This is a genomic window from Salinicola halophyticus (assembly GCF_003206695.1).
Classification (GTDB): Bacteria; Pseudomonadota; Gammaproteobacteria; order Pseudomonadales; family Halomonadaceae; genus Salinicola; species Salinicola halophyticus.
In genome coordinates this window covers 46903-60538 of the sequence record NZ_PZJN01000001.1, presented here as the reverse complement: position 1 = coordinate 60538, position 13636 = coordinate 46903, and the positions used below count along the sequence as shown (strand labels likewise).

Genomic DNA, 13636 nt, shown 5'->3' with positions numbered 1-13636 from the left:
TCGCGCCAGGCCAATCGAAAGCCTTGGCCAAGCCAGTCGAACAAGGAGAACGACAATGGGAAGACTACTGCTGGCCTCGCTGCTTAGCCTGATATGCGTATCGGCGTGGGCCGATGAGGTCGAGGGGCCCCACGTCCAGGGACAGACCTTCGAATACTCCACCGGCGGTCAGACTTACCAGGGTTACCTTGCCTACAACGCCAGCGACGATCAGCCCCGCCCGGGCGTGCTGCTGGTGCATGAGTGGTGGGGTCTCAACGATTACATGAAGCACAAGGCCGACCAGCTGGCCGCGCTGGGGTTCGTCGCCCTGGCGGTCGACATGTACGGCGATGGCAAGGTGGCCCAGCATCCCGCCGATGCCAAGGCGTTCTCCAGTCAGGTCATGAAGGACTGGCCGTCTGCGCGGGCGCGGCTGGAAGCGGCGATGTCGGCGCTGCGAAAGCACCCCGCGGTGCGCGAGGATCGCATGGCAGCGATCGGTTACTGTTTCGGCGGTGGCGTGGTGATGAACATGGCGCTGGCCGGCATGCCCCTGGATGCGGTGATCAGCTTCCACGGCAGCCCGACCCAGGTGGTTTCCAGCCCGCAACCTTTCGATGGGGTGGTGCGAATCTACAACGGCCAGGACGATACGCTGGTCGACCCCGATGCGCTCGATAGCATGGCATCGGCGCTTACCCAGGACGGCGCTGATGTACGCGTGGTCCAGTATCCCGGCGCCAAGCATGCCTTCACCAATCCTGATGCTGACAAGCTCGCCAAGGAGGACGATCTGCCGCTGGGCTACAATGCCGCCGCAGATGCCGCCTCCTGGCAGGCCGCGCTGCTGACGCTGGACGAGGCGCTGAATCAGTAGACTGGCGAACGAGCTACGAGCTACGAGCTACGAGCTACGAGCTACGAGCTACGAGCTACGAGCTACGAGCTACGAGCTACGAGCTACGAGCTACGAGTAAGGCAGAAGAAGAGAGAAAGCCACGAACGATCGGGTTCGTGGCTTTTTCGTGGGGTCTTGGCCGGTGTCTAGTCGTGGGGGCGGCTCAGGGCCAGTACGCGTTTGGCCAGGGCGATCATCTCCGGGTCGCCGGTGTGTTTGTCCGGCACGTCGGACAGCTTGATCACGGGCAGCCAGTGCTGGCCTTCCGGCCTGGCTTCGACCATCTTGACGACCATGTTCATCGGCTCGACACCGACATCGTTAGTGAAATTGGTGCCGATGCCGAAGGCCATGCCGATACGGTCATGGCAGAACGCCTGGATTCGCTCGACCTTTTCCGGGGTCAGCGCGTCGGAGAAGATGATCGTCTTGCTCCGCGGATCGATTCCCAGCTTCTCGTAGTGGGCAATGGTCGAGGCCGCGAAGTCGATCGGATCGGCGCTGTCGTGGCGCACGCCATCGAAGAGCTTGGCGAATTTCTTGTCGAAACTTTCGAAGAAGGCCTGGGTGGTGAAGGTGTCGGTCAAGGCGATGCCGAGATCACCGCGATAGACGTCGACCCAGTGCTCCAGCGCCAGACTGTTGGCCATCTTGAAGCCGAAACGTGCGCCGTGGAACATGAACCACTCGTGAGCGTGGGTGCCGATGGGTTTGACCCCGTGGCGCATCGCCAGCAGCATGTTGCTGCTGCCGCTGAACGCCTCGCCTCCGTGACGGCGCAGCGCACCGACCACGCGGTCATGAACCTCGAAGGAAAACCGGCGTCGCGTGCCGAATTCGGCGATCTTCAGCCCCATCCGCTGGTATTGCTCGATCTTGTCACGGGTGCGCGCCTCCACCGTTGCGTCGTCGTCACGCTCCACGCCGCGCAGGCGATACCAGAGTTCACTGATCAGCGCCATCAGCGGGACTTCCCACAGGATGGTGCGATACCAGAGCCCGTCAATGGTCACCGACAGCTCGCTGCCCGTCTGCTCGATGATGACTTCGGCCGGGTTGTAGCGAAAGCCGGCCAGGAAATCGAGGTAGGTCGGATCGAGGTAAGGACAGGTGACTTCCAGATACTGCTTCTCGGCTTCGGTCAGGACCAGGTCGACCATCGCGTCCACTTCATGCCGTAGCGCCTCGCCGAAGCCTGCGGGAAAGGCATGATCGCCGCGGTTGATGAAGGCGTAGCGCGCCTGCGCGTAAGGGAAGCGCTTGATCACGGCGTTCTGCATCGTGATCTTGTAGAAATCGTTGTCGAGAAGCGAAGTCAGCATGAAAATCCATCATCAGCGTTAGCAAAGGGCGCGATCGGCAGCCCGGCAAGCGTTCTTCCATGGGTACGGGTTGGGCCATCGCTACGGCTTTCGTCCCTCGGTACGCTAAAGGAAGGCCATGACACCGAACATCGCCGCGACGAAACCCCCGAACAATAAAAGACCGGCCAGCGATAGCAAGATCAGCAAATAGCCTAATATCAGACCGGCGAGAGCCCAGCTGTCTCCCGACTCTTGTTTCCGGCGAATCTGCCGTCGAGCCAGGTGCCCGCAGACGACGCCACCGAGTGCCGCCGGCGGCACCAGCGTCCCCAGCACGCTCAGCGCGAAGGCAGCCAGCGCCATGATGTTGGTCGGCGCCGGCGGGGGCGTAGATTGGCGGGAGGGAGCAGAGGCTAACGTCATCGGGCTAAGCGTCTCGCGATCTTGGATTGTCGACCTGGGATTATCGGTCCTGGGTTATGGACTATGGACTATGGGCTATGGACCTTGACCATGGACAGAGTATCGCACGCTTGCCCGCGGCTCTCGAAGTTTTCGGCCCAGGATGTTATCCACATTGTCACCGCTTTGATCTGACGACCTAGAGCACAGGCCGGCAGCGGAAAACAGGAGAGCAACATGGTGTTGCGGGTCGAGAATATCGGCAGTCTTGCCAACACGAGTGCGGCGCGCTGGAACGGTGTCGTCGGCGATCGCTATCCTTTCCTGCGCTACGAGTTTCTGGCGGCTCTGGAAGCGTGTGGCTGCGCCGATACGGCCACCGGCTGGGAGCCGGATCACCTGATGGTCGTCGACGGGGAGCGCGCGGTTGCAGTGTTGCCGCGCTACGCCAAACATCACTCTCGCGGCGAGTATGTCTTCGACTGGGCCTGGGCCGACGCCTGGGAGCGAGCCGGCGGCGACTACTACCCCAAATCGTTGTCGGCGATTCCGTTCACGCCGGCGACGGGGCCACGGCTGGCGATCGCCGAGGATATCGATCGGCGTGCGGTCATCGCGGCGCTGGCGGCGGCGATTCGTGAGTCCGGGCTCCAGACCTGGCATCTGCTGTTTGCCGACAGCGATGAGGTCGACGACTGGCAGGCCGCTTTCGACGCGCCGCTGATGGAGCGACAGGCGGTGCAGTTTGCCTGGCAAGACGATGACTTCGGCGACTTCGAGGGATTTCTGGCCCGGATGAGTTCGCGCAAGCGCAAGGAGATCCGGCGCGAGCGTCGCAAGCTGGCCGAACAGGGGTTCGTCTTCGATCGGCTCACCGGTCCCCGGATCGACGACGACGCGCTGGCCCAGTTCTATCGCTGCTACTGCATGACCTATCTAGAGCGGGGACAGCGGCCCTATCTCAGTCTGGAATTCTTCACCCGTCTGCGCGACGGTATGGCCGATGCCCTGGTGCTGGTTCGTGCCAGCGTCGGCGAACGGGCGGTGGCGGCGGCGTTGTGTTTTGAAGGACGAGGACTCGAGGGGCGGAGTCCCGACGGAAATGGGACGCTCTATGGCCGCTACTGGGGCAGCGAGGTCGAGGCCGATTTTCTGCATTTCGAGACCTGTTACTATCAAGGCATCGAGCACTGCCTCGAGCGAGGTCTGACTCGATTCGATCCCGGCACTCAGGGGGAACACAAGCTCACGCGCGGTTTTGCGCCAGTCATCAGTCGGTCGCTGCATTATCTCGATCATCCGGGGTTTCGGGATGCCGTCGATGAGTTCTGCCGCGAGGAGCGGCGTCACGTCCAAGCCTATTTCGAACAGTGTCGCCTGCGTCTGCCATTCAAGACCGAGGTCGATTGAGTCGATAGCGCGTGGCGTTCGAGCCGTCCGAGCCGTTCGAGCCGCTCGAGCCGCTCGAGTTTATAGAAGGCCCCCGCTGGCGAGTTCCACCACGGCACGCGTCGCGGCAACGAGGGTACGAGCGAGATGGATTTTCTCAACGAAGCGGCCGTGCTGTTGGGTGCGGCGATCATCGCGGTGCCGCTGTTCCAACGCCTCGGTCTGGGATCGATTCTGGGCTATCTCTGTATCGGCTTGCTGGCAGGCCCCTCGATCAGCGGCTTCGTGTCCGAACCGGAAACCGTTCTGCATTTTTCCGAATTCGGCGTGGTCATGCTGCTGTTCATCATCGGGCTGGAGCTCGAGCCACGGCGGCTATGGTCGATGCGCAAGCGCCTGCTGGGGCTGGGAACGCTGCAGATGGCAGGCTGCGCGGCACTGCTGATGCCGATCGGATTGCTGTTGGGCCTGCCGCCGAGTATCGCCATTTTCCTGGGGCTGACGCTGGCGCTGTCGTCGACCGCCTTCGCGCTGCAGGTGCTCAACGAACGTCGCCAACTGGCAACGCCCCACGGCCAGAGCGCCTTCGCCATGCTGCTGTTCCAGGATCTGGCGGTAATACCGCTGCTGGCGCTGTTGCCGTTTCTGGCCGGTCGCGCCGACGCCAGCCCGGACGACGGTTGGGTTATTGCGCGCAGTATCGGGGTGGTGATCGCCGCCATTGCCTTCGGGCGGCTGGTGTTCCCCCGCGTGCTGTCGCTGATCGCGCGCAGCGACGTTCACGAGATTTTTACCGCCGCCGCGCTGTTTCTGGTGCTGGCAATGGCGCTGGTGATGCAGTGGGCGGGGCTGTCGATGGCGCTTGGCGCTTTTCTGGGCGGCGTCATGCTGGCCGATACGCCGTATCGCCACGAGCTCGAGGCCAATATCGAGCCGTTCAAGGGCTTGCTGCTGGGGCTCTTCTTCATCGCTGTCGGCATGTCGGTCAATCTGACGCTGGTACTGGACAACGTGCTGCTGGTGGTAGGGCTGGCCGTGGCGATGACGCTGGCCAAGACCGCGGTGCTGGCGATCATCGGGCTGCTGACGCGATTGCCGCGCCCGGAAATCCCCCGGCTGGCGACGATCATCGCCCAGGGCGGAGAGTTCGACTTCGTGCTGCTGACGGCCGCGGTGGCCGCCGGGGTCATCGACCAACGCATTGCCAGTCTGTGTATCGCGGCGGTCACGCTGAGCATGGCGGCCACGCCTTTTCTGTATCGACTGGGGGAAAGGCTGGGCAATCGGCTCAAGGAGAGCCGCCCCTACGACACCGACTTCGGCGACGACACGCCGCCCGTGATCATTGCGGGGCTTGGCCGTTTTGGCCAGATGGTCGGGCGGATGCTCAAGATGCAGGAGATCAATTTCACCGCGCTGGATCCCAATATCACTCAGGTCGAGTTCATTCGCCGCTTCGGCTCGCGCATTTTCTACGCCGATGCGACCCGGCTGGATCTACTGCGCGCGGCCGGCATCGACAAGGCGCGTCTGCTGGTCATCGCGGTGGATAGCGAAAGTGCCGCGCTGACCATCGCACGGCTGGCGAAGACCCACTTTCCGCATCTCACAGTCTATGCGCGAGCGCGTAACCGTCATCACGCCTGGCAGCTGATGGAGGTCGGCGTCGATAGCGTGGTGCGCGAGACGTTCGCCTCGAGCATGGAGATGAGCGTCGAAGTGCTCAAGGGGCTGGGCTACCCCAGCGCCAATGCGATCAATGCGGTGCGCACGTTCCGCGATTTCGACAATCAACTGCTCAAGGACACTTACGCTCATCGCAATGACACCGAGCAGCTGATGGCGACCGAACAGGCGGCCATGGCCGAACTGCAGTCGCTGTTTCAGCAGGCGCTCAACCGAGGCCGTGGCAGGGAGAGTCCTCGTGACGAGCGCGTCGCACCCAGCGATGGCGACGACGTACAGAAGGAGACCCATCATGACGCAGACGCTGAAACGACGACTCGCGGCGCTTGACGTGTCGACGGACGGTGGTCTGACGCCGCTCTCCGGCGGTGACAGCGGCGCCGGGCTTTGGCGAATCGAGGGCGGGACGCCGCATATCGTCAAGCGGGATTCGCCAGAGCGCGTAGCCGGTGAAGCGGACGGCTTGCGGGCCCTGCAGTCGGCCTGTCGTCTGCTCATCGTGCCCGCGGTGCTGGCGCAGGATGATGACCTGCTGGTCATGCCGGCGCTGGACGACACGGGGAAGCGCGATGGCGCCGCGCTGGGTGAAGGGCTACGTCAGATGCACCAGGATTCCCGGGATGCCGAGGCGGGCCATGGCTGGCCACGGGACAACGCCTGCGGGCTGACGCCCCAGCCCAATGCGCCGCTGCAGGATGGTCGGGTTTTCCAGCGCGAACGCCGGCTGTTGCCATTGGTGACGCTTTGTCGCGAGCAGGGGGCGCTGGACGCCCAGTTGGCTGCGCGTATCGAGCGCCTCGCCGAATCGCTGGAAGGGTGGTTGCCCGATACGCCGCCCTGCCTGGTCCACGGTGATCTGTGGTCGGGCAATGTGCTGTTCACGCCCGCTGGGCCGGCGATCATCGACCCGGCGGTCTATCGCCATTATCCGGAGGTGGATGTCGCCATGTTGACCCTGTTCGGCGGGCCGGGAGAGGCCTTTTTCGAGGCCTACTGGGATGGCGATCGCCCCGTGGATTGGGAACGTCGCGAGGCGCTGTTCCAGCTCTATCCGCTACTCAACCACCTATATCTGTTTGGACGGGGTTATCTCGGCGGCGTGCAGCGAGCCGTGGACCGGGCCCTGGCCGAGTAGGGCGGCTCGGCGTGCCATTGATTCTTTTCTGTCATCAATGTCGCCGATGCTCTTTTTTTGCCTCCCGGCCGCGGCGTATCACCGCTCGGGAGCGCGAATGTCGGAGGGGCCAACCGGTTCACCCAGCACGTCGTGGCCCCGGGTATTGAGATGCAGCGCATAGAGCGAGGTGGTGGCGCAGATATACAGCCGGTTGCGGCTGATGCCGCCGAAACAGACGTTGGCTACGGTCTCCGGGACCACGATGCGCCCGAGTCGGGTGCCATCAGGGGCATAGCAGTGCACGCCGTCGCCGGCGCTGGTCCAAAGGTTGCCGGCGAGATCGAGACGAAAGCCGTCGAAGAGGCCGTTCGACGAAACGGCGAAAACCTCGCCGCCTGAAAGACGATGATCCGATTCGACCCTGAATCGACGAATATGGCGCGGGCCGTCATCGCGATGGGTGGCGCCGGTATCCGAGACATAGAGCCAGGCTTCATCGGGCGAGAAGGCCAGGCCGTTGGGCTTTTCGAAATCGTCGGCGACGCGGATCAGTCGATGCTCGGGGGTGAGGCAGTAGACGTGGCAGCCCATCTCGGCGTCACGCAGGCCGCCTTCGTAGTCGCCGTCGATACCGTAGCTGGGATCGGTGAACCAGATCGAGCCGTCCGACTTGACGGTGACGTCATTGGGCGAGTTCAGCCGGTGGCCCTCGAATCGATCCGCCAGCGTGGTGATGCGCCCGTTGTGCTCGGTGCGCGTGACGCTGCGCGAACCGTGTTCACAGGTAATCAGGCGGCCTTCTCGATCCCGGGTCTGGCCGTTGCCGAAGGCGGCAGGCTGGCGAAAGACCGCGACATGACCATCGCACTCGTCGTAACGCAGCGTACGATCATTGGGGATGTCGGACCACAGGAGATAACGCCCGGCGGGGTCGTAGACGGGGCCTTCGCACCAGCGCCCGCCGCTCCAGAGTCGTTCCAGCTGAGCGTTGGGGAGGATCAGCGACGTAAAGCGAACGTCGTCGACGATGTACCCATCGGGATATTGCATGCAGCCACCTTCAGAATATGAGACCGATCAGAATGTAGGGCCTAGCAAAATCTAGGACGACACAGTCTTGTCGCTGCGATATCGGCTGTCATTGAGACGAAAGTTCTATCGATGGCAATGTGCTGATGACACTGCCATCGACGAGCTTCGTCATGACCTATCGAGCGGTTCGCACCGCGTCATCCTGGTCATCGGTGGAAAGGTCGTCCTGGTCATCAGGGAAAGCCTGCTGGCGTCACGCTGATGCGCTCGAAGAAGGTATCGATCATGCGGGGACCAATTTCACCGATATCGTAGCGTTCGGGATCCCGTAGCCAGTCGTGCATGAGTCCCAGAAACATCGACATCAGCATGCGGCAGGCAATTTCCGGCTCGATGCTGGCGGCGAGGGTGCCGGTGTTGTGAGCTTTTTCGAAGCGCTCGAGCATCGTCTCGTAACAGTCGCAGGCCAGCTGGTCCTGCAGCGCGAGAATGTCGACATCGCTGGCCGATTCGCTGCAGTGCAGCAAAATGGTATGGACGCGACGCGAGCGCGGGCCCTGCAGCCGCCCGAGAGCGTGCAGCGTGGCCAGGCGCAGGCTTTCCAGCGGCGCGTTGGGCTGGTCGGGATCCTCGACATCATCCAGCAACTGACGTAGTGGCATCTTGACGCGATCGAGCATGGCGTGGAACAGATCGGACTTGTTCTTGAAATGCCAGTAGACCGCGCCTCGCGTCATGCCGGCTTGCCGGGCTATCTGCTCGAGCGATGTTCGTGACACGCCGCGCTCGAGAAAAGTGACCTCGGCAGCGTCCAGTAACGCTTCGCGGGTTGCCTCGGCTTCGGCCTTGGTGCGTTTGGGCATGATGGTGTCATCGACAGGTGAGTGGGTGCATGACGTCAGACCGGCATTTCTTATGTTGAGGTTAAAACCGCCGAGACAAGAGCATAACCAATTTTCCGCAAGTTTACATTCATGTATGTATGCCTGTAAGCTCGCGGGATTAACCTAGGCATCATCCTTCCAGGACGGAGACTCATGCGCCCTAATTTCGTGAAATGCACCCTCGGTTTCGGTGGGGCGTTGTTGCTGTCGTTGGCGCTGGCCGGCTGTGGCGACGACGACTCGCAAAATGCTCAGCAAGGCGGGGGACAACAACAAAAGCCGCCGACCAAGGCGGAAGTGATCAACGTCGAGGCGCACGATGTCGCGCTTTCCAAGGAATATCCCGCCCAGGTTCGCAGCAATCAGGAGGTCACCGTGATGGGTCGCGTCGAGGGTGTCCTCGAAGCGCGTCATTACCGCGAGGGCAGCATGGTCGAGAAGGGTGACAAGCTGTTCACCATCGAGCAGGCGCCCTACGAAGCCACGGTCAAGCAGAATCAGGCCGACGTGCAGAGTGCGCAGGCGGAAGTGTCCCGCGCCCAGCGCGATGCCGAGCGCTACAACCGTCTCTACAAGCAGAACTCCATCAGCCAGCAGCAGCGCGATCAGGCCCAGGCGGATCTGAGTACGGCCCGGGCCGCCAAGGCTCAGGCCCAGGCCGCGCTGGACAGCGCCCAGATCAATCTCAGCTACACCGAGGTCAACGCCCCGGTCAGCGGCATGATCAGCCTGAGTGAAGTCAATGTCGGCAACCTGGTGCAGCCGCCCCAGGAGCTGGCCACGATCACGCCGTTGAATCCGATCGAGGTGCGCTTCTCGCTGCCGGCCAACGACGCCTTTTCGCTGCGTCAGCAACGTCAGCAGGGCGATACCGAGCAGGCCAACGTGGCCGTGCTGACCGCGCCCGGTACGGAAAGCGCCTCCCGCGATGCGCTTCAATTACGCGGCAAGCTGGATTTTCTGGGCTCCCGGGTCGATGAATCCACCAGCACGGTGCAGGCCGAAGCGGTGTTCCAGAACGATGACCAGGTTTTCCTGCCCGGCCAGTTCGTACGGGTCGCGTTGCCCAACGTGATGCGGTACGACGTCTATGCGGTTCCCGCGATTGCGGTGACCGAGGGACTCAAGGGGCCGCAGGTCTTCGTGCTCGACGATGAAGGCAAGGCCGGGGCGCGGTTCGTCTCGCTGGGCGAGATCGCCGGTGATTGGCAGATCATTACCGATGGACTGAAGCCCGGCGATCGCGTCGTGGTTTCGGCGATCGGCAGCATCTCCGCCGGTGACAAGATCGATGCGCAACCGTTCAGCGGCAAGGTGCCGGAACCGCAGAACAACGCGGGTGAAAATCCTTCCCAGGACCCTGACGCGCAGGGCGGTGAAGGCGTCGAGGGCGCCAAGCGGGATGCCCAAGAGGCAGACGACGGACAGAACGGAGCCAACTGATGAACTTTGCTAGCGTTTTCATCAGGCGCCCGATTTTTGCCACGGTCATCTCGGTCATCATCACGCTGATCGGTTTGATGGCGATGCGCACCTTGCCGATCGAGCAGTATCCGCCGGTGGTGCCGCCGACGATCAGCGTGTCGGCGACCTATCCCGGCGCCAGCGCCCAGACCGTTTCCGACACGGTCGCCTCGGTCATCGCCCAGGAGATCAACGGCACCGAAGACATGATCTATCTGACCTCGTCGAGTTCCGACAGCGGTCAGATGTCGATGAGCGTCTATTTCAACATCGGTACCGATCCGCAGACGGCGACGATCAACGTCAACAACCGGGTCCAGCGGGCACTGTCACAGTTGCCCAGCGAAGTGCAGTCCCAGGGCGTGACGGTAGAGCAGCGCTCGTCGAGCATTCTGCTGTTCGTGGGTATCACCTCGACCACGGACGCCTACGATTCGCTCTACCTGACCAACTACGCCAACATCAACGTGACGGACGAGTTGTCACGGCTTCCCGGCGTGGGGCAGGCGCAGGTACTGGGTAGCCAGGAATTCGCCATGCGCGTCTGGCTCAATCCGGACAAGCTGGCGCAATACGACCTGACGCCGGCCGAAGTCTCTTCGGCAATCCAGGCCCAGAACGCGGTGGTGGCGGGTGGCAAGCTCGGTGCCGAGCCCCAGAGCGATCCGACGCCATACACGTACACCATCACGACCCAGGGGCGTTATGACAGTGTCGATCAGTTCCGGGACATCATTCTGCGCACCAATGCCGACGGCTCCTCGCTGCGGCTGAGCGATGTCGCCCGGATCGAGCTGGGCAAGAACAGTTACGGTATCCAGGCCTACGTCAACAACAAGCCGATCGCGCCGATCGCGATCTACCTGCAGCCGGGTGCCAACGCGCTGGACGTCGCCAAGGAAGTCAAGGACGCCATGGCGGATCTCAAGACGCGATTCCCGCCGGGGCTGGACTTCGAGATTCCCTACGACACCACGCTGTTCATCGATGCTTCCGTCGAATCGGTGGAGCACACCTTCATCGAGGCTCTGCTCCTCGTCGCGGTGATCGTGTTCTTGTTCCTGCAGAGTTGGCGCTCCACCCTGGTGGCGATGTCGGTGGTGCCGATCTCGGTGGTGGGGACGTTTGCCGGGATGTATCTGCTCGACTTCTCGATCAACCTGCTGTCGCTGTTCGGCATGATACTGGCGATCGGCATCGTGGTGGACGATGCGATCGTGGTCATCGAGAACATCGAACGGATCATGGACGAGGACGAGGAGGCGACGCCGTTCAGCGCGGCGCTCGAAGCGATGAAGGAGGTTTCCGGCGCGGTCATCGCGACGGCGTTCATCATGGCGGCGGTGTTCGTGCCGGTTGGCTTCATGAGCGGTCTGACCGGCCAGATGTACCAGCAGTTCGCGATCACCATCGCGATCTCGGTAGCGATCTCGGCGATCGTGGCACTGTCGTTCACTCCGGCGATCGGCGCGATCTTTCTCAAGCACCAGGATCGCATGCAGCAGTCCGGGTTCGTGCGGGCCATCCGCAAGCCGTTCGACTGGTTTAACAAAATCTTCGACAAGATCACCGACTTCTTCATGGCGATCACCAATTTCATCATTCACCAGCTGTGGCTGGTGGTGGTGGGGCTGGCGGCTGCCGGTATCGTCTCCTGGATGATCTTTGCCCAGTTGCCGGCGGCGCTGCTGCCTTCCGAGGACCAGGGTGTGGCTCTGGCCTCGGTCAGCCTGCCGGCCGGGTCGTCGGTAGCGCGTACCGACGCCTACGTGCAGGAGTTGAGTCAGCGGCTGCGCGATGCCGTGCCGGGCATCAACTACGTCACCGGGATTCCGGGCTTCGATATCCTCTCGAGTTCACCCAACACCGCCAAGGGTACGGTCTTCGTCACCATGAAACCGTGGGCGGATCGTGACATCACGGTGGACCAGCTGACCCAGAAGATCATGCAGATCGGCGGTCAGATTCAGGGCGGCAAGACGGTTGCCTTCAACCTGCCACCGATCCAGGGTCTGTCGCCCACCGGCGGGTTCACCGGCTATCTGCAGTCCTACGGCGGTGATACCTCTCAGCAACTGGCAGAGGCGGCTGGAAAGGTCATGCAGGCGGCGGCCGAGCGGCCGGAACTTGCGGGTGTCTTCTCGTCACTCGATGTCAACGTGCCGGTCTACGAGGCGGATGTCGATACGGACAAGGCGCGCAGCCTGGGTGTGGATATCACGGACTTGAATACCACCATGGCGAGCACTTTCGGTAGCTCCTTCGTCAACTATTTCACGAGCTCGAGCCGTAACTTTCAGGTTTATCTCCAGTCCGAGGACGATTTCCGGCGCAATCCGGACGACCTGAGCAAGGTCTACGTGCGCGGTGGCGACGGTCAGCGTATTCCGCTGTCGGAGCTGGTGACCCTGACCCGTGGCAAGGCGCCGTCGGTGCTGCAGCGCTACAACACCTACTCGGCGGCGCAATTCTCCGGCGGGCCGGCACCGGGCTATAGCTCGGGTGAAGCGGTACAGGCGATGCAGGAGGTGGTGACCGATACCCTGGGCACCAATTACGGGATGGGCTGGAGCGGCGAGGCCTATCAGCAGGTCAACGTCGGCACCGCGGCGACGCTGGCACTGTCGTTCGGTGTGATCATGATGTTCCTGATCCTGGCGGCGCAGTACGAGAGCTGGACCTTGCCGCTGGCGGTGGTGTCGGCGGTGCCGTTCGCCTTCGTCGGCGCGATTCTCGCGGTCTACCTGGCAGGCTTGAGCACCAGCGTCTATCTGCAGGTGGGTTTGCTGGTGGTCGTCGGGTTGGCGGCAAAGAACGCCATCCTGATCGTCGAGTTCGCCGAGCAGCAGCGCAAGCACGCGGGGCTTTCGGTGGTCGATGCGGCCAAGGTGGCGGCGCGTCAACGTTTCCGCCCGATCGTGATGACCTCGCTGGCGTTCATCGGTGGTACCTTGCCGTTGGCGCTGGCGTCGGGTGCCAGCGCGGCGAGTCGTAATCAGATCGGCACGCCGGTGGTGGGCGGCATGATCTCGATCACGCTGCTGGCGACGATTTTCGTGCCGGCGACCTATGTGCTGATCATGAAGGTCACGCATGGGTTGCAGTCCAGACTGGGCAGGAACAAGTCCGGCAAGGATCGGCAGTCGCCGGAGTCGCGCGAAAGCCATTAACGGGTCCCGCAAGCGATACTGGAAATCCAGTCCTCGACAGGCAACCTCCCATGGAGGTTGCCTTTTTTTATGGTTGTTCATCCACTTCTCCCTACAGCCGTTCAAACGGACTTTGACGCTTTCCGGGCAGTGGCATATATCTGTACCTAGTGACATCCTTGCGCGAGCAGTGCGTGGCTCGTTGGGCGGAGCGTCTACCGGAGCGCGCCTCGTGCTCGACTCATTTTCATCCTTTATCCTCAGGAGAACCGTCATTACAGCCGTTGGCCCGTTTTATTAACGCCGGTTATCGTCGTTGAGTGGTATCG

At 62.4% G+C, this 13636-nt stretch carries 10 protein-coding genes; 6 read left to right on the top strand and 4 right to left on the bottom strand.

Going from position 1 to position 13636, the window contains the following annotated elements; genetic code table 11:
* Positions 1 to 55: 55 nt before the first annotated feature.
* Complete coding sequence (locus DOM58_RS00205; protein WP_110691316.1) at positions 56 to 859, top strand: dienelactone hydrolase family protein; 804 nt, start codon at positions 56 to 58, stop codon at positions 857 to 859.
* A 167-nt stretch (positions 860 to 1026) separates the two neighbouring features.
* On the opposite strand, the gene pncB is transcribed toward DOM58_RS00205, so the two are convergent.
* Both pncB and DOM58_RS00195 read right to left on the bottom strand, forming a co-directional pair.
* Positions 1027 to 2202: a nicotinate phosphoribosyltransferase gene (gene pncB / locus DOM58_RS00200; protein WP_075563038.1), complete on the bottom strand. Its 1176-nt coding sequence runs from the start codon at positions 2200 to 2202 to the stop codon at positions 1027 to 1029.
* 105 nt (positions 2203 to 2307) lie between these two features.
* Positions 2308 to 2607, bottom strand: coding sequence for a DUF4190 domain-containing protein (locus DOM58_RS00195; RefSeq protein WP_245392088.1), 300 nt, complete (start codon positions 2605 to 2607; stop codon positions 2308 to 2310).
* A gap of 216 nt (positions 2608 to 2823) precedes the next feature.
* Here DOM58_RS00195 and DOM58_RS00190 point away from each other — a divergent pair, with 216 nt between their 5' ends.
* The 3 genes from DOM58_RS00190 (at position 2824) to DOM58_RS00180 (ending at position 6796) form a co-directional block, all read left to right on the top strand.
* Positions 2824 to 3996, top strand: coding sequence for a GNAT family N-acetyltransferase (locus DOM58_RS00190; RefSeq protein ID WP_110691314.1), 1173 nt, complete (start codon positions 2824 to 2826; stop codon positions 3994 to 3996).
* 126 nt (positions 3997 to 4122) lie between these two features.
* On the top strand, positions 4123 to 5991 hold the full coding sequence (locus tag DOM58_RS00185; protein WP_110691313.1) for a monovalent cation:proton antiporter-2 (CPA2) family protein: 1869 nt from the start codon (positions 4123 to 4125) through the stop codon (positions 5989 to 5991).
* Positions 5954 to 6796, top strand: coding sequence for a fructosamine kinase family protein (locus tag DOM58_RS00180; RefSeq protein ID WP_110691312.1), 843 nt, complete (start codon positions 5954 to 5956; stop codon positions 6794 to 6796). Before DOM58_RS00185 ends, DOM58_RS00180 begins: the two co-directional genes overlap by 38 nt.
* A 78-nt stretch (positions 6797 to 6874) precedes the next feature.
* On the opposite strand, the gene DOM58_RS00175 is transcribed toward DOM58_RS00180, so the two are convergent.
* Entirely contained in the window at positions 6875 to 7828 is a 954-nt protein-coding gene (locus tag DOM58_RS00175) for an SMP-30/gluconolactonase/LRE family protein (RefSeq protein ID WP_110691311.1), read from the bottom strand.
* A 215-nt stretch (positions 7829 to 8043) separates the two neighbouring features.
* Complete coding sequence (locus DOM58_RS00170) at positions 8044 to 8673, bottom strand: TetR family transcriptional regulator (RefSeq protein WP_110691310.1); 630 nt, start codon at positions 8671 to 8673, stop codon at positions 8044 to 8046.
* 174 nt (positions 8674 to 8847) lie between these two features.
* Between DOM58_RS00170 and DOM58_RS00165 the strand changes: the two genes are divergently transcribed.
* Together DOM58_RS00165 and DOM58_RS00160 are read left to right on the top strand one after the other, a co-directional pair.
* Entirely contained in the window at positions 8848 to 10137 is a 1290-nt protein-coding gene (locus DOM58_RS00165) for an efflux RND transporter periplasmic adaptor subunit (protein ID WP_110691309.1), read from the top strand.
* Complete coding sequence (locus DOM58_RS00160) at positions 10137 to 13328, top strand: efflux RND transporter permease subunit (protein WP_110691308.1); 3192 nt, start codon at positions 10137 to 10139, stop codon at positions 13326 to 13328. Before DOM58_RS00165 ends, DOM58_RS00160 begins: the two co-directional genes overlap by 1 nt.
* The last annotated feature ends 308 nt before the right edge of the window (positions 13329 to 13636 follow it).